Annotated in this window: 16 protein-coding genes and 2 tRNA genes; 3 read left to right on the top strand and 15 right to left on the bottom strand. The window is 67.1% G+C overall.

Annotation, left to right across the window (positions count from 1 at the left end; genetic code table 11):
• Nucleotides 1–53 precede the first annotated feature (53 nt).
• From ASC81_RS05025 to ASC81_RS05015, 3 genes are all read left to right on the top strand, one after another.
• Nucleotides 54–1,598, top strand: coding sequence for a glycine betaine ABC transporter substrate-binding protein (locus ASC81_RS05025; protein WP_056263408.1), 1,545 nt, complete (start codon nucleotides 54–56; stop codon nucleotides 1,596–1,598).
• Between the two features lie 26 nt (nucleotides 1,599–1,624).
• Nucleotides 1,625–2,410 carry an ABC transporter substrate-binding protein gene (locus ASC81_RS05020; protein WP_056263405.1) on the top strand — a complete coding sequence of 262 codons (786 nt, stop codon included), beginning with the start codon at nucleotides 1,625–1,627 and terminating at the stop codon, nucleotides 2,408–2,410.
• Nucleotides 2,411–2,514: 104 nt separating this feature from the next.
• On the top strand, nucleotides 2,515–3,303 hold the full coding sequence (locus ASC81_RS05015; RefSeq protein ID WP_056263404.1) for a glycoside hydrolase family 19 protein: 789 nt from the start codon (nucleotides 2,515–2,517) through the stop codon (nucleotides 3,301–3,303).
• 96 nt (nucleotides 3,304–3,399) lie between these two features.
• Here the strand turns inward: ASC81_RS05015 and ASC81_RS05010 are convergent.
• The 15 genes from ASC81_RS05010 to ASC81_RS04940 form a co-directional block, all read right to left on the bottom strand.
• A tRNA-Lys gene (locus tag ASC81_RS05010) sits at nucleotides 3,400–3,475 on the bottom strand.
• Nucleotides 3,476–3,548: 73 nt separating this feature from the next.
• Nucleotides 3,549–3,624: transfer RNA gene (locus ASC81_RS05005), tRNA-Lys, on the bottom strand.
• Between the two features lie 61 nt (nucleotides 3,625–3,685).
• Nucleotides 3,686–4,477: a ThiF family adenylyltransferase gene (locus tag ASC81_RS05000; protein WP_056263403.1), complete on the bottom strand. Its 792-nt coding sequence runs from the start codon at nucleotides 4,475–4,477 to the stop codon at nucleotides 3,686–3,688.
• Nucleotides 4,477–5,247: a tol-pal system protein YbgF gene (gene ybgF, locus ASC81_RS04995; RefSeq protein WP_056263402.1), complete on the bottom strand. Its 771-nt coding sequence runs from the start codon at nucleotides 5,245–5,247 to the stop codon at nucleotides 4,477–4,479. The genes ASC81_RS05000 and ybgF overlap by 1 nt, the downstream gene beginning before the upstream one ends.
• A complete protein-coding gene (gene pal / locus ASC81_RS04990; protein WP_056263398.1) occupies nucleotides 5,247–5,786 on the bottom strand; it encodes a peptidoglycan-associated lipoprotein Pal in 540 nt (179 codons plus the stop codon). The genes ybgF and pal overlap by 1 nt, the downstream gene beginning before the upstream one ends.
• Before the next feature lie 99 nt (nucleotides 5,787–5,885).
• Entirely contained in the window at nucleotides 5,886–7,169 is a 1,284-nt protein-coding gene (tolB, locus tag ASC81_RS04985; RefSeq protein WP_056263396.1) for a Tol-Pal system beta propeller repeat protein TolB, read from the bottom strand.
• Nucleotides 7,170–7,246: 77 nt separating this feature from the next.
• Nucleotides 7,247–8,734, bottom strand: a complete 1,488-nt coding sequence (rng, locus tag ASC81_RS04980) for a ribonuclease G (protein ID WP_056263394.1) — start codon at nucleotides 8,732–8,734, stop codon at nucleotides 7,247–7,249.
• Nucleotides 8,735–8,795: 61 nt separating this feature from the next.
• The gene (locus ASC81_RS04975) at nucleotides 8,796–9,398 is read right to left on the bottom strand and encodes a nucleoside triphosphate pyrophosphatase (RefSeq protein ID WP_056263391.1); all 603 of its coding nucleotides are present in this window, start codon (nucleotides 9,396–9,398) and stop codon (nucleotides 8,796–8,798) included.
• Nucleotides 9,391–9,858 carry a 23S rRNA (pseudouridine(1915)-N(3))-methyltransferase RlmH gene (gene rlmH, locus ASC81_RS04970; protein ID WP_056263389.1) on the bottom strand — a complete coding sequence of 156 codons (468 nt, stop codon included), beginning with the start codon at nucleotides 9,856–9,858 and terminating at the stop codon, nucleotides 9,391–9,393. Before rlmH ends, ASC81_RS04975 begins: the two co-directional genes overlap by 8 nt.
• Nucleotides 9,858–10,625, bottom strand: a complete 768-nt coding sequence (gene rsfS, locus ASC81_RS04965; RefSeq protein WP_056263387.1) for a ribosome silencing factor — start codon at nucleotides 10,623–10,625, stop codon at nucleotides 9,858–9,860. The genes rlmH and rsfS overlap by 1 nt, the downstream gene beginning before the upstream one ends.
• Nucleotides 10,626–11,213 carry a nicotinate (nicotinamide) nucleotide adenylyltransferase gene (gene nadD, locus ASC81_RS04960; RefSeq protein WP_162245855.1) on the bottom strand — a complete coding sequence of 196 codons (588 nt, stop codon included), beginning with the start codon at nucleotides 11,211–11,213 and terminating at the stop codon, nucleotides 10,626–10,628.
• Nucleotides 11,210–12,145 carry an oxygen-dependent coproporphyrinogen oxidase gene (gene hemF / locus ASC81_RS04955; protein ID WP_056263385.1) on the bottom strand — a complete coding sequence of 312 codons (936 nt, stop codon included), beginning with the start codon at nucleotides 12,143–12,145 and terminating at the stop codon, nucleotides 11,210–11,212. Before hemF ends, nadD begins: the two co-directional genes overlap by 4 nt.
• On the bottom strand, nucleotides 12,142–12,792 hold the full coding sequence (locus ASC81_RS04950; RefSeq protein ID WP_056263383.1) for a 1-acyl-sn-glycerol-3-phosphate acyltransferase: 651 nt from the start codon (nucleotides 12,790–12,792) through the stop codon (nucleotides 12,142–12,144). The genes hemF and ASC81_RS04950 overlap by 4 nt, the downstream gene beginning before the upstream one ends.
• Entirely contained in the window at nucleotides 12,789–14,075 is a 1,287-nt protein-coding gene (gene purD / locus ASC81_RS04945; RefSeq protein ID WP_056263378.1) for a phosphoribosylamine--glycine ligase, read from the bottom strand. The genes ASC81_RS04950 and purD overlap by 4 nt, the downstream gene beginning before the upstream one ends.
• Nucleotides 14,075–14,797, bottom strand: a complete 723-nt coding sequence (locus ASC81_RS04940; RefSeq protein ID WP_056263373.1) for a YebC/PmpR family DNA-binding transcriptional regulator — start codon at nucleotides 14,795–14,797, stop codon at nucleotides 14,075–14,077. Before ASC81_RS04940 ends, purD begins: the two co-directional genes overlap by 1 nt.
• Between the last annotated feature and the right edge of the window lie 60 nt (nucleotides 14,798–14,857).

Here is a 14,857-nt window from a genome sequence, read left to right as displayed (position 1 = left end):
ACATGTAGGCGGCGTCCGACACGGCGGCCCGCCTGATCAGGCACCATGCGCCCATGCGGAACTGCTGGCAACTCCAACTCCTGTTGACCCTGCTAACGGCGTGGTTGGCCGGGGCAGCGCATGCATCGCCAGCTGTGCAGGTCGGCTCCAAGCGCTTCACTGAAAGCTATGTCATCGGTGAAATCGTCAAGCAGACCCTCGTTGCCCAGGGCATCGTCGCTGAGCATCGGCAGGGCCTGGGCAACACGGCCATCCTGGCTGCGGCGCTGCAGCAGGGGCAGATCGATGTCTATCCCGAGTACACCGGCACCATCGTGCGGGAGCTGCTCAAGCGCGAATCCAGCGCCGACGCGCAGGCCTCGCTGACGCAGATCAACGCCTGGCTGAAACCGCTCGGGCTGAAGGCCGGCGTGCCGCTGGGCTTCAACAACAGCTATGCGCTGGCGATGCGCGAGGCCGATGCGGCGCGGCTGGGGATTTCGACGATCTCGGAACTGGCGGCTGGCATCGAGAAGAGTGGGTTGACGCTCAGGACCGGCCTGTCACACGAGTTCATCGCCCGCGCTGACGGCTGGCCGGCCCTGCAGCGTGCCTATGGCCTGAAGCTGGCGCCGGGGGCTGGCCTCGACCATGGCCTGGCCTACGGCGCGTTGGCCGGGGGCCAGGTCGACCTGATCGATGTCTATACGACCGATGCGCAGCTGGCCCGCCAGCCGGTGCGGGTGCTGCGCGACGATCGCAGTTTCTTCCCCCGCTACGACGCGGTGCTGCTGATGCGCGCCACCGTCGATGACGGGCCGCTGCAGAGCCTGGCCGGGCGGCTGCCCGAGGCCGAGATGATTCGCCTCAACGCGGCGGCGGAACTGGAAGGTCGGCCGTTTGCAGACGTGGCGCGCGGCTTTCTGCAGGCCGGCCCGAGCTCGTTCAGTGAACGCGACGGCTTGATGGCACGGATGTTCGCGCCCGACCTGGCCAAGCTGCTGGGGCAGCATGTGGCGCTGGTGCTGGCTTCGCTGGCTTTGGCGGTAGCCGTTGCTGTGCCGCTGGGCATTGCAGCGCATCGCCAGCCGCGGCTGGCGCCTCCGGTCATGGCGGTGGCGGGCTTGCTGCAGACGCTGCCCTCCTTGGCCGTGCTGGCGGTGCTGATCGCGCTGATGGGCCGGATCGGCTTCCTGCCCGCGCTGCTGGCCTTGTTCATCTATGCGCTGCTGCCCATCGTGCGCAACACGCATGCCGGCCTGCAAGCCGTGTCGGCGGGCCAGACCCAGGCGGCCATGGCGCTGGGCCTGAACCGCGGCCAGACGCTGCGCGCCATCGAGTTGCCGCAGGCGCTGCCGACGCTGATGGCCGGCGTGAAGACCGCCGCCGTGACCAATGTCGGCACGGCGACGGTGGCCGCCTTCGTCGGCGCCGGCGGGCTGGGCGAGCGCATCGTGGCCGGCCTGGCCGTCAACGACAGCACGCTGATGTTGGCCGGCGCGCTGCCTGCCGCCGCGCTCGCCGTCGTCGTGCAACTGGCCTTCGATGCACTGGAACGCCGGGTTACGCCTGGCCCGCAGCACAATCGGGTCCAGGGTGATCCGGGCGGAGTGGCATGAGAGCAGGTGCGCGATCAGGCTTGTGGATGGCTTGCTGGCTGGCGGCTTCGGCCGCCGAGGCCGGCTGCACGCGCCCCATCGGCGTGCCGATGGCACCGGTCGGGCTGAGCGTCAGCTTCGAGGGCGAGCGCGGTGTTGGCCTCTACCCGACGCTGCTGCGCGAACTGGGCGCGAGTGCCGGCTGCGAATTTCAGGTGCACCGCGTGCCGCGGGCCCGGCTGCAAAAGATGTTCGAGTCCGGGCAGGCGGACCTGCTGATGCCCGCGTCGAGCAACCCGTCACGCGATGTCGACGGTGAGTTTGTTGCGCTGGTGCAGGTCCGTGCCAGCTTGCTGACGCTCGCGCGTGACCGGCCCCCGCCGCGCTCCTTGGCCGAACTGGTCGCCCAGCCGGGTCTCAAGATCGCCGTGGTGCGCGGTTTCACCTTCGGCCCGGCCTATGACAACGCGGTGGCGGCCTTGCGGGCGCAGAGGCGCCTCGTCGAGGAGCCCGACGCAGCCGGCGTCGCGCGCGCGCTGCGCCGGGGCCTGGCACAGGCGTCGGTCATGACAGCGTCCATCTTCATCGGCACGTTGGTCAATGAGCCCGACTTCGCGCCGCTCGTCGCGCAGGTCCGGAGCGACGCACTGGATGAGCTGGGTTGGTCCGAAAGCGGCGTCTACCTGTCCCGGCACACGCTCGGCGATGCCGACCGCCGCCTGCTGCGCCAGGCGTTCTCGCAGCTGGCCAAGTCGGGGAGAGTCTGGCAACTCTTCAACGACAACTATCCGCCGGGAAGCCTCGCCGGCAGCATCCGGCCGTTGACACCATGACGCCTTGACGGCGCGGGCGCCGCGCCTCATGCCGATTGGGGATTCGCGGCCGGGAACCTCGGCCTAACGTCGGCGGTTGTGTCAACCGTCAAGGACGAGCCGCCATGTGCATCACGAAAAGCGTCGGATTGGGTGCCCGCAATGATGTGGCGGATGTCCGCATCATCCAGGTGCTGCTGAACCTCAACAGCGAAGCTTGGAGCAGCGACTCGCACCGGAAGCTGGAAGTGGACGGGCGCATCGGGCCGAGCACGATTGATGCGATCCGCGCCTTTGAAACCCGCGCGATGGGACTGCCGGAGTCGGATGGTCTGGTGGCCCCCGGTGATGCCACGATGGCCCGGCTGCTATCGGGGCTGCCCCCGGGTCCGACGAAAGAGAAGCTCACGGTCGTGATGCCGCGCGCCATGCAAAAGCGCATTGAACTCTACTACGAGCCCCTGGTTCAGGGCATGACCCGCTACGGCATCGATACACCGCGGCAGATCGCGCATTTCATCGCCCAGCTTGCCCATGAGTCCGGGTCGCTGCTGTACGCCGAAGAGCTCGCCGATGGCAGCGCCTACAACGGCCGCACGGACCTCGGCAACAGCGAACCCGGCGATGGCCCACGGTTCAAGGGACGAGGCCTGATTCAGCTGACCGGCCGCGCCAACTACACGCAGTACAGCCGCCATACGGGCGTCGACTACATCAGCGACCCCACGCGCGTGGCGCTGGACCCGTTCGCCTGCGTCGATGTCGCTTGCTGGTTCTGGCAGTCACGCAAGATCGGCCCGCTGGCCGACGCCGACGACGCCAAGGCGGTCACCAAGCGGATCAATGGTGGCTACAACGGGTTGGACGATCGCCTTGAGCATCTGGCTCGCGCAAAGGCGCTGTTGGTGCTCTGACGCCCGACGAGCGACTATCACGAGCGCTTCTCAGGCGTGCAAAGCAAAAGGCACCTAGCAGCTGAAAAGCGCTAAGTGCCTGTTGCTTCTTAAATTTGGTGGGCCCTGAGTGACTCGAACACTCGACCTACGGATTAAGAGTCCGCTGCTCTACCAACTGAGCTAAGAGCCCTGATTCAACTCGGTGAGACCGAGCTAAGCCAGTAATTGTAGCGTCGATTCCGTCGAATCAGCGCTGGAAAACCTGGTGGGACGTGCAGGATTCGAACCTGCGACCAACGGATTAAAAGTCCGCTGCTCTACCGACTGAGCTAACGTCCCGTGTCAAGCAGAGCCCGCCATTGTAGGCAGCTTTTTTGATTCTCTGCAAGATTTTCTGCTGTTACTGATCGACTTTTGTTTGAGTGCGCTCAACATGCAGCCGCTGCAGCTCTGCGGCGGCGCACAAACCGAAAGTCGCCGTCACCGCGACGCTCGACCCATAACCGTGGCAGTTCAGGCTGCCGTCAATATCGCAGGCCTCGCCTGCTTCCTGCGCAGGCAGATGCACCGGCTCGCGCGAGTAGACGCAGGCCACGCCCATCTTGGCGACACGCGGCGCGCCGTGGTGCTTGCGCAGGCGCTGCCGAAGCGAAGCAAGCAGCGGGTCGTGCGTGGTTTCGGCAAGGTCGTCGAGTTGAACCCGATGCGGCTCGCGCTTGCCGCCGGCGGCACCCACGGTCACGAAAGGCAGGCCTTGCGATGTGGCCCAGGCGGCCAGCGTGGCCTTGGCACGAACTTGGTCGCAGCAGTCGATGAGGCCGTCGAATTCGACGCCGCCGACCAGCGCTGGCCAGTTGTCCGGCTCCACAAATTCCTCGATGACGCGCACCGCGCAGTCCGGGTGAATGTCAGCGATGCGTTGACGCAGCGCCTCAGCCTTGGCCATGCCGACGGTGGAGCCGAGCGCCTGGATCTGGCGGTTGATGTTGGATTCGGAAACCTGATCGAGATCGATCAGCGTCAGCTCGGCCGCACCGCAGCGCGCGAGTGCCTCGACGGCCCAGGAACCGACGCCGCCAAGGCCAACGACTGCGAATCGCGCGGTGCGCAGACGCTGGTAGGCGGCGTCGCCGTGCAGCCGACGCAGGCCGCCGAAGCGGCGCTCCAGATCAGCATCGAGCTGACCTGTCATCAGCGCAGAGCTGCGAGGCGCTCTTTACCGGCCTGAGCGGCCTCGGTACCGGGGTAGGCCTTGATGAGATCCTCAAGGCTCCGGCGCGCACCCCGGTTGTCCTTCAGCTCGATCTGGCAGTTAGCCAATGCGAGCAGCGCTTCCCCGGCGCGCGGGTGGTCGGCATTGCCGGCGATGAAGGCTTTGAAAGTCGCGATGGCGTCCTTGTAGTCGCGCTTGCCGTACTGTGCATTGCCAAGCCAGAAGCGCACCGAGTCGGTGTAGCCGCTGGCGGGGTAACGCTTCAGGAACGCATTCAACGCGGCAACCGCCTCGGCGAAGTCGCCGCGGCGTACCAGACCGATGGCGGCTTCGTACTGGTTGCGCTCGTCCGGCCCAACCTGGAACTCGCGACCATCGAGGGCAACCTTTTGCGGCTCAAGCGGCTTGAAGCGCGCTTCGACGGACTGCGACTGATCGGCCAGCTTGCGCTGGGTGTCGGCCAAGTCGCGGGCCAGTTGCTCGTTGGCGCCACGCAGCTTGGCGATCTCGGCACGCAGGACGTCAATCTGGCCGTTCAGGTCCAGCATGCTGCGGCGCAGCGGCTGGAGTTGGTCCTGAACCAGGGCATTGAGCTGGTCTGCCCGCTGCTTGGCCACGTCCTCGTTGGCCTGCACCTTGGCGCGCAGTTCGATGATGGCCTTGCGGGCTTCGTCATCCTCGAACAGGCCGGCAGCGGCCGGCTGCGCGAACAGGGCGCCCACGAAGAGCGCCAACAGCGACAGACGCATCACTTGTCCTTGAGCTCGACGCGACGGTTCTTGGCCCAGACTTCTTCGCCACCACCTTGCGCGGCCGGGCGCTCCTTGCCGAAGCTGACGGCTTCGACTTGAGCGGCACCGACGCCCAGCAGTGTGAGCGACTTGGCGACGGCTTCAGCGCGGCGCTGGCCCAGAGCCAGGTTGTACTCACGGCCGCCGCGCTCGTCGGTGTGGCCTTCCAGGTTCAGCGCGGCGCGCTTGTTGGCGTTGAGGCGCTTGGCGTGCAGTTCAACCAGCGGGCGGTACTCTTCCTTGACGACGTCGCTGTCGTAGTCGAAGTAGACGACGCGCTTGCCGCTGCTGTTGACTTCCTGCGTGAGCTGGGTGAACAGGTCGACCGTCGGCACGGTGGTCACGGCAGGCTCGGCCGGCTGCTGCGTCGTGGTCACCGGCGGCGTCGCAGGTTGACGCGTCTCGACCGGTGCCGGCTCGTCGAGCTTGACAGCGGAACCGCAGCCAGCCAAGGCAGCTGCGGCAATCAGGGTGAACGCAAAGCGGGTCAGTTTCATTCGAATAGTCTCCACAACAGACGGGGGGCAAGAAACAGAGGCACGGCAGACAGCGGTGCAAGCCCGCCATTGTCCAACATGGGGCGAAACATCAAGTTACTAGCGCGTAAATGGACCCCAAGTGGGTTCGCGAACTTCCACCAGGGTGACCAGTAGCGGCGTCTTGATCTTGCCGTCGAGCGTTGTCGTCATCAGCACCTCCTTGCCGCCGGCGCGGCTGGCATAGACGATGAGCTTGCCGTTGGGCGCGAAGGCCGGGCTTTCGTCGTCGTTGGCTTCGCTGATCTGCTGGGTTTGGCCGGTGGCGAGGTCCATCACGGACAAGCGGAAGGCGCCGCCTGACCGCGTGATGTAGGCCAGTGTCCGACCGTCGGGGCTGACGGCGGGACTGATGTTGTAGCTGCCGTTGAAAGTCACGCGCTCGGCCGCCCCACCGCTGGCGGGCATGCGGTAGATCTGCGGGCCGCCACCGCGGTCACTGACGAAGTAGATCTTGCTGCCATCCGGCGCATAGGTCGCCTCGGTATCGATGGAGCCACTCTGGGTCAAGCGGCGCAGGCCTGAGCCATCGCGGTTGATGACGAAGAGCTGCGTGCCGCCGTCGCGCGACAGGCTGAGCACGAGCTGCTGGCCGTCGGGCGACCAGGCCGGCGCGCTGTTGGTGCCCTTGAAGTCGGCCAGCACGCGGCGACCGCCGGTCTGCACGTCCTGGATGCGCACGGTGGCCTTGCGGCTTTCGAAGCTGACATAGGCCAGCTCGCGGCCATTCGGCGCCCAGGCGGGCGAGATGATCGGCTCGGGGCTGGTCAACGCGACCTTGGCGGCTTCACCGTCGGCATCGGCGATGACCAGGCTGTAGCGCGGGCCGGCCTTGGTGACATAGGCCATGCGCGTGGCGAACACGCCGCGCTCGCCGGTCAGCTTTTGGTAGATGGTGTCGGCGATGCGGTGGGCCGCGAGTCGCGCGTCGTCCGGATGGACGGCATGCGCCTCGCCCACCAGCTCGGTGCCCTTGACAACATCCCAGAGCTTGAAGCGGATGTCGAGCCGGCCATCGGCAAGGCGAGTGACCGACCCTGCGGCCAGCGCATCGGCCTGGCGCCCCCGCCACTCCGCCCACGCCGGGCTGCTGCTCTCGTTGAGGCCCGCGGGCGCGTCGACGCTGCGGAACTGGCCGCTGCGCTCCAGGTCAGCCCGCACGATGGCGGCGATGGGCTGAGGCGATTTGGCTTCGTCGCGGAAGTCGACGATGGCCACCGGCACACGGGTGCCACCCACGCCGGAGATGTCGATGCGGACCTGGGCGAGCGTGGTACCAGCGAGACTGGCGCCGAATGCGGCAAGGGCGGCGAGGCTGAGGCGGCGGGAAACGGAATCGAGCATGGCGCGCGATTTTGCCGCAGCGGCGCAACTTGTAACGTCAGACAAGACCGCGTCGCTGCTGGCACCGCCGGAACGGCTCAAAGCAGCACGATGTCGTAGTGCTCGGTCTGGTTGGTCGGCTCGGCGGTCAGCGAGATCGGCTTGCCGATGAAGTCGGACAGTCCCGCCAAGTGGGCGCTCTCTTCATCGAGCATCATCTCGACGACATTGGCCGCCGCCACCACGCGGAACTCCCGCGGCGAGAACTGGCGCGCTTCACGCAGGATCTCGCGCAGGATGTCGTAGCAGACGGAGCGGGCCGTCTTCACCTGGCCGCGGCCCTCGCAGGTGGGGCAGGGTTCGCACAGCATGCGCGACAGGGACTCGCGCGTGCGCTTCCTCGTCATCTCGACCAGGCCCAGTTGCGTGAAGCCGCCAACGGTGACCTTGGTGCGGTCGCGGCCCAGTTGCTTGCGGAACTCGGCCAACACCGCCGTCTTGTGCTCCTCGCGCGTCATGTCGATGAAGTCAACGATGATGATGCCGCCCAGGTTGCGCAGGCGCAGCTGGCGCGCAATGGAGCCCGCCGCTTCGAGGTTGGTCTTGAAGATGGTGTCGTCGAAATTCTTGGCGCCGACGAAGCCACCCGTGTTGACGTCGATGGTGGTCATCGCCTCGGTCTGGTCGAACACGAGGGAGCCGCCGGACTTCAGCTCGACCTTGCGCTGCAGCGCGCGCGCAATCTCGGCATCGACATTGCACAGGTCGAAGATCGGCCGCTCGCCGCGGTAATGCTCCAGCTTGGCGGTGGCGGCCGGCATGAAGGTCTCGCCAAACTCGCGCAGCACGTCGTACTGCATCTTGGAGTCGATGCGGATGGAGCCGGTGCGCTCGGTCGTCAAGTCGCGCAGCACGCGCTCGACGAGGCTGAGGTCCTGGTGCAGCAGGTTGGCCGACGGCGTCGTCAGCGCCTTCGCACGGATCTGTTGCCAGGTCTTGCGCAAATAGGCGATGTCGGCAGCCAGCTCTTCATCGCTGGCATCTTCGGCATTCGTGCGCAGGATAAAGCCGCCACCGCCGCCCTGCTCCTTGGTGCCCACCAGCGTCACCATGCGCGCACGCAGTGCCTCGCGCGCCTCGGGCGAGCCGATCTTCTGGCTGATGCCAATGTGCTCGTCCTGCGGCAGGTAGACCAGCATGCGGCCGGCGATGCTGATCTGGCTGGACAGGCGGGCGCCCTTGGTGCCAATAGGGTCCTTGATGACCTGCACCGTCAGCGGCTGCCCCTCGAAAACCAGGCGCTCGATGGGCGTCGGCGGCGTGTCCGGGCTCTGCGCGTGGCGGCCATGGCCGAACTGCGAGGCGCTGTGCAGGTCGGCCACATGCAGGAAGGCGGCGCGCTCCAGGCCGATGTCGATGAAGGCGGACTGCATGCCGGGCAGCACACGCACGACTTTGCCGAGATAGACGTTGCCCACCAGGCCCCGTTCCAGGGTGCGCTCGATGTGCAGCTCCTGCACGGCGCCGTTCTCGACCACGGCCACCCGCGTCTCCTGCGGTGACCAGTTGATCAGGATGTCTTCCATCGCGAACCTTTGAATGCTGATGCGTGCCGCCGGCCGAAGCGGCACGCATCAGAACTCGACGTCAAAACTCAAAGCCGAATTTCTCCAACAGCTGCGCCGTCTCAAAGAGGGGCAACCCCATGATGCCGCTGTAGCTGCCGGCAATCTTCACGATCCAGGCCGCTGCCTGGCTCTGAATGGCATAGGCGCCGGCCTTGCCGAAGGGCTCGCGGCTGGCGACATAGCGCTCGATCTGAGCGGCAGACAGCGTCGCGAACTCGACCTGCGAGACGTTGAGCCTCGCCATGCGCTGCGTGGCATCGGCCACGGCGACGGCCGTGATGACGCGGTGCGTGCGGCCAGACATCAGGGCCAGCATGCGCGCCGCATCGGCGTCGTCCTCGGGCTTGCCGAGGATGAGGCCGTCGATGGCCACCGTCGTGTCGGCACACAGGATGGGCGCCACAGCCAGGCCACGCGTGGAACGTCGCGCCATTGCAGCGTCGAGCTTGGCGGCCGTGACGCGGGCGCAATACGTCTCGGGCACCTCGTCGGCCTCGACCGCCTCCAGTGCCTCGGCGTCCTCCTCGGCACCGGGCAGCAGCAACTCATGCCTGACGCCAAGCTGCGCCAGCAGCTGGCTGCGGCGCGGGCTTTGCGAGGCGAGGTAGATCAAGCTATTCACGGTGATAGGGATGGCCGGTCGTCACGGTCCAGGCGCGATACAGGCCTTCGGCCAACAGCACGCGGGCGAAGGCGTGAGGCAACGTCAGGTCCGACAGGCGCAGCGTCTCGTCCGCGGTGGCCTTCAGGTCGGGGTGCAGGCCATCCGGCCCGCCGATAATGAGCGCCGCGTCGCGCCCTTCGCTCATCCACAGCTTCAACCGCTCGGCCAGTTGCACCGACGTCCGACGCTCGCCGCGCTCGTCCAGAACGATGCGGCGCACACCTTTCGGCAGGGCCGCCTCGATGCGTGCGGCCTCGGCGGCCATCAACTGCTCAGCCGTCTTGCTGCCCCGCGTCTCGGCCTTGACGACTTTCAGTTCGAGCTTGAGCTCGGGCGGAAAGCGCTTGGCATAGTCGTCGTAGGCGGTATCAGCCCAGGCCGGCTGGCGCAGGCCCACAGCGACGAGGAGAAGGCGCATCAGCCCTTCTTGGGGGCCGCGCGGCCGGCTGGCCTGGCGGCGGCGCGCGGGGCGGCCTTGGCGACGGTCCTGCTGGGCGATTTCGCCGGCGCAGCCCGCTTTGCGGCCGCTGCCTTGCCCACGCCCTGGCCGGCACCAACCTTCAAGGTCTTGACCGGTGCGGCCATCTTCACGCCCACGCTGCGGGTCACGCCCTTCTTGGGCGCCTGGGTGCCCACCGCAGCCTTCTTGGCGACCGCCTTCTTGGCCGCTGCGGACGGCACGGCCTTCTTGGTGCCGCTGGATGCCGTCTTCAATGCCGGTTTAGGTGCCGGCTTGGGCGCCGCCTTGGCGGTGATCGGCCTGGAAGCCGTGGCCTTGCGCGCCGTCTTGACCGGTGCAGCAACGGGCTCCTCGGAGGCCTTCACGAGCTTGGTTTCGGCGCTGCCCAGCTTGAGCTTGACCGGCTTGCCGCCCCAAATCTCTTCGAGGTGGTAGTAGTCGCGGATGGCGGGCTGCATCACATGCACGACGGCGGCGCCGCAGTCCACGATGATCCATTCGCCGTTGTCCTCGCCCTCGGTGCGCATGACCTGCATGCCCCGGCCTTTGACGGTTTCACGCACGCTGGACGCCAGGGCCTTGGTCTGCCGGTTGCTTGTGCCCGACGCGATGATGACGCGCTCGAACAGCGGCGACAGATGCTCGGTATTGAACACGACGATGTTCTGGGCCTTGACGTCTTCGAGACCATCGACGATGGCGCGTTGCAGCTTGCGGATGTCCATTCAGTACTTCTTCTCGTAGAGGCGGTGCGAGGCAATATAGCTCGCCACCTCGGCGCCCACCATGGGGCTGATGTCCTCGCCGTGCGCGACGGCGTCGCGCACGGCGGTGGACGAAAGGGGGTTTTCTGGCATCGCCAGCACCTGCAGACGATGCGCCGGCAGGCCCGGCGGCGTGACGACCTGCTGGCCGGCACGCGGTACGACGACCAGCGTCGCCAGGGCGGCGACCGTCTCGACCTGGTACCAGGTCGGCAGGCGGGTGTACTGGTCCTGACCGATCAGGAACATCAGCTCGGCACCCGGATTCTGCTTGGCGAACTCACGCAGCGTGTCGGCCGTAAAGCTCGGGCCCCGGCGGTGCAGTTCGCGCTCGTCGATCACCAGGCGCGGCTCGCCGGCGATGAGGCGCTTGACCATGCCGGCGCGGTGCACGGCCGCAGCCATGACCTGGTCGGGCTTCTGCCATTGCCGGCCGGCGGGCAGCCAGACCAGGCGGTCGGGCGCCAGCGCGTCCAGCGCAAAACGGGCGAAGGCCAGGTGGCCGAGATGGGGCGGGTCGAAGCTGCCGCCAAAGAGCGCGAGTTTCACAGCCACAGTGCGGTTGGTGGTTCGTCGGCCCAGTCGCGTGGGCGCAGGAAGTCGCTGTACAGCCGGGCCTCGGGCGTGCCCGGCTCGGGTGCCCAGTCGTAGCGCCACTTCACCTGCGGCGGCATGGACATCAGGATGGATTCGGTGCGGCCACCGGACTGCAGGCCGAACAGCGTGCCACGGTCCCAGACCAGGTTGAACTCGACGTAGCGGCCCCGGCGATAGGCCTGGAAGTCGCGCTCACGCTCGCCATAGGCATAGCCCTGGCGGCGCTCGACGATGGGCAGATAGGCGCCAAGGAAGGCGTCGCCGACCGACTGGATCAGCGCAAAGCCGGCATCGAAGCCGCCTTCGGCAAAGTCATCGAAGAAGATGCCGCCGATGCCGCGCGGCTCCTGGCGGTGTTTCAGGAAGAAGTAGTCGTCGCACCAGGCCTTGAACTTAGGGTGCAGTGCCGGCCCGTGCGGCACGAGGGCCTCGCGGCAGACACGGTGGAAGTGCTGCGCGTCGCGCTCATAGCCGTAGTAGGGCGTCAGGTCCATGCCGCCGCCGAACCAGGTGACGGCCGGCGCATCAGGAGGCAAGGCAATGAAGGCGCGCACATTCATGTGCACCGTCGGCACGAAGGGGTTGTGCGGGTGCATGACCAGCGACACGCCCATGGCCTCGAAGGGCGCGCCCGCCAGTTCGGGGCGATGCTGCGTGGCCGAAGGCGGCAGCACGCGGCCCTTCACATGCGAGAAGTTGACGCCGCCGCGCTCAAAGACCGCGCCGCCCTCGATGAGGCGCGACAGGCCGTCGCCCTCCAGCCGGCCGCCGGGTTCGCGCGTCCAGCCGTCGCTGAGGAAGGCATTGCCGTCGACCGTCTCCAGCGCCGCGACGATGCGGTGCTGCAGGCCGAGCAGATAGTCGCGGACGGCTTGGGTATTCATAGGCGCGGGCCCGGCACGGAGCGTGGCTGGATGGGGCTGGCCAGTTCGGGACGCTTGCCGACGCGCGGGCCGAGATAGTCGGCAAACGCGGCGAAGTCCGCCTGCACATCGCCGGTCAGCATGACGAAGCGCGTCACCGAGACGACCCGCTGCTGGAAATCGAAATAGCAAAGCCCGACCGGAACGCCGGCCTGCACGGCCACCTGATAGGCGCCCGTACGCCAGCCACTCTTCAGCGATCGCGTCCCTTCGGGTGCGGCGGCCAGCCAGAAGCGCTCGCCCCGCGCCGCGGCACCCTGCATCTGGCTCACGGTGTCCGCCACGATGCCATGCGGGCTGCTGCGGTCGACGCCGACACCGCCGATCCAGCGCATCCAATGGCCAAGCAATGGCGCCTTGAACAGGCTGTCCTTGCCCCAGAAGCGCAACTCGATGCCGACGGCCCACTTGGCCATCAGCCCCACGACGAAGTCCCAATTGGACGTGTGGGGGTAGACGAGGATGACGCCCTGCTCCGCCGGCACGCCGGGCGCGTCCACTGTCCAGCCGAACAGGCCCAGCAGCCGGCGCGCCAGATCGCTTGGGCGGCGGTGCGGCCGCAGCGGCCCGGTCAGGACGGCGGGTCGAAGGGCGGGCGTCGGGCTCAACGCTTGATGGCCCGGTGGCCGATGTCGCTGCGGTACTGGCGACCGGCGAACTGGATGGACGGGCACAGCTCGTAGGCGCGCTGCGCCGCCAGGCGCACGGACTCGCCCAGCGCCGTCACGCAGAGCACGCGTCCGCCACTGGTCACGAGCTTGCCGTCCTGCATCGCCGTGCCGGCATGAAAGACCATGGCCTCTTCCTCGTCGTCCGGCAGGCCGGTGATGGCATCACCCTTGCGCGGGTTGAGCGGGTAGCCCTCGGCGGCCAGCACGACGCCCAGCGCCACGCGGCGGTCCCATTGCAGCTCCACCTGATCCAGCGTGCCGTCGGTGGCATGCATCATCAGCTCGAAGAGATCGCTCTTGAGCCGCATCATGATGGGCTGGGTCTCGGGGTCGCCCATGCGGGTGTTGAACTCGACGGTGCGCGGCTGGCCGTGCTCGTCGATCATCAGGCCGGCATACAGGAAGCCGGTGAAGGGAAGGCCGTCCTTGGCCATGCCGGCAATGGTCGGCTGGATGATCTCGTGCATGACCTTGGCATGCACATTGGGCGTGACCACCGGCGCGGGCGAGTAGGCGCCCATGCCGCCGGTGTTGGGGCCGACGTCGCCGTCGAGCAGGCGCTTGTGGTCCTGGCTGGTGGCCAGCGACACGACCTGCTTGCCGTCGCAGACGACGATGAAGCTGGCCTCCTCGCCCTCCAGGAAATCCTCGATGACGACACGCGCACCGCCTTCGTTGTGGGTGACGCCCAGCTTGTTGTCTTCCAGGATCCAGGTGATTGCTTCATGCGCCTCGGCCAGCGTCATCGCGACGACGACGCCCTTGCCCGCCGCCAGGCCGTCGGCTTTGATGACGATGGGCGCGCCGCGGCCGTCGACGTAGGCGTGGGCCACCGCAGCGTCAGAGAAGGTCTCGTAGGCGGCCGTCGGGATGCCGTGGCGCTTCATGAAGTCCTTGGCGAAGGCCTTGGAACTCTCCAGCTGGGCCGCGGCCTTGGTCGGGCCGAAGATGCGCAGACCCCGCGAGCGGAACTCGTCCACCACGCCTGCGGCCAGCGCCGCCTCGGGGCCGACGACGGTCAGCGTGATCTTCTGCTCGACGGCAAAGTCGGCCAGCGCCTTCACATCGGTCATGCCGATGGGCACCGTCTCCAGCCGCTCATCGCGCGCCGTGCCGCCGTTTCCGGGCGCAACAAACACCTGGCTGACGCGCTCGCCCTGGGCCAGCTTCCAGGCCAGCGCGTGCTCGCGGCCCCCATTGCCAATGACCAGCACTCGCATCAATTCAGTTCCGCGTTGTGATAGACGGCTTGCGTGTCGTCCAGATCTTCAATGACATCCAGCAGCTTCTGCATGCGTTCGGCGTCTTCGCCGGTCAGCTCGATGGTGTTTTCGGCCCGCATCGTCACTTCGGACAGCTCGGGCACCAGGCCGGCGGCTTCAAGCGCGGCCTTGACGGCCTCGTAGTCGGCGGGCGAGGTCAGCACCTCGATGGCGCCGTCGTCACCGGTGACGACATCCTCGGCGCCGGCTTCCAGCGCCACTTCCATGACCTTGTCTTCCGACGTGCCGGGCGCGAACAGCAACTGGCCGCAATGCTTGAACTGGAAGGCCACCGAGCCGTCCGTGCCCATGTTGCCGCCGTATTTGCTGAAGGCGTGGCGAACCTCGGCCACGGTGCGGACGCGGTTGTCCGTCATCGTATCGATCATGATGGCCGCGCCACCGATGCCATAGCCTTCGTAGCGGATTTCCTCGTAGGTCAGGCCATCGATGTTGCCGCTGGCCTTGTCGATGTTGTATTTGATGCGGTCGGCCGGCATGTTGGCGGCCTTGGCCTTGTCGACGGCCAGGCGCAGGCGCGGGTTGTCCTTGATGTCCGGGCCACCCTGGCGCGCGGCGACCGTGATCTCACGGATGATGCGCGTCCAGATCTTGCCGCGCTTCTCGTCCTGGCGGCCTTTGCGATGCTGGATGTTGGCCCATTTGGAATGACCGGCCATATGTTTGGCTCCTGGAGGCGGCATCGAAGGCCGCCTGATTTATCGTTGGCAAGCTTGCGA

This window comes from Pelomonas sp. Root405, assembly GCF_001425165.1.
In the GTDB taxonomy this organism is placed as follows: domain Bacteria; phylum Pseudomonadota; class Gammaproteobacteria; order Burkholderiales; family Burkholderiaceae_C; genus Pelomonas.
The sequence above is the reverse complement of the archived record's forward strand: the minus strand, read 5'-3'. Positions and strand labels throughout refer to the sequence as shown.

What these genes read in the sequence shown, in the direction of transcription:
- pal (WP_056263398.1), bottom strand. Translation starts at nt 5,786, where the DNA reads ATGAAACTGACCCGCTTTGCGTTCACCCTGATTGCCGCAGCTGCCTTG.
- ASC81_RS05025 (WP_056263408.1), top strand. Translation starts at nt 54, where the DNA reads ATGCGGAACTGCTGGCAACTCCAACTCCTGTTGACCCTGCTAACGGCG.
- ASC81_RS05015 (WP_056263404.1), top strand. Translation starts at nt 2,515, where the DNA reads ATGTGCATCACGAAAAGCGTCGGATTGGGTGCCCGCAATGATGTGGCG.
- ASC81_RS05000 (WP_056263403.1), bottom strand. Translation starts at nt 4,477, where the DNA reads ATGACAGGTCAGCTCGATGCTGATCTGGAGCGCCGCTTCGGCGGCCTG.
- hemF (WP_056263385.1), bottom strand. Translation starts at nt 12,145, where the DNA reads ATGAATACCCAAGCCGTCCGCGACTATCTGCTCGGCCTGCAGCACCGC.
- rng (WP_056263394.1), bottom strand. Translation starts at nt 8,734, where the DNA reads ATGGAAGACATCCTGATCAACTGGTCACCGCAGGAGACGCGGGTGGCC.
- rsfS (WP_056263387.1), bottom strand. Translation starts at nt 10,625, where the DNA reads ATGGACATCCGCAAGCTGCAACGCGCCATCGTCGATGGTCTCGAAGAC.
- tolB (WP_056263396.1), bottom strand. Translation starts at nt 7,169, where the DNA reads ATGCTCGATTCCGTTTCCCGCCGCCTCAGCCTCGCCGCCCTTGCCGCA.
- ybgF (WP_056263402.1), bottom strand. Translation starts at nt 5,247, where the DNA reads ATGCGTCTGTCGCTGTTGGCGCTCTTCGTGGGCGCCCTGTTCGCGCAG.
- ASC81_RS05020 (WP_056263405.1), top strand. Translation starts at nt 1,625, where the DNA reads ATGGCTTGCTGGCTGGCGGCTTCGGCCGCCGAGGCCGGCTGCACGCGC.
- ASC81_RS04940 (WP_056263373.1), bottom strand. Translation starts at nt 14,797, where the DNA reads ATGGCCGGTCATTCCAAATGGGCCAACATCCAGCATCGCAAAGGCCGC.
- purD (WP_056263378.1), bottom strand. Translation starts at nt 14,075, where the DNA reads ATGCGAGTGCTGGTCATTGGCAATGGGGGCCGCGAGCACGCGCTGGCC.
- rlmH (WP_056263389.1), bottom strand. Translation starts at nt 9,858, where the DNA reads ATGCGCCTTCTCCTCGTCGCTGTGGGCCTGCGCCAGCCGGCCTGGGCT.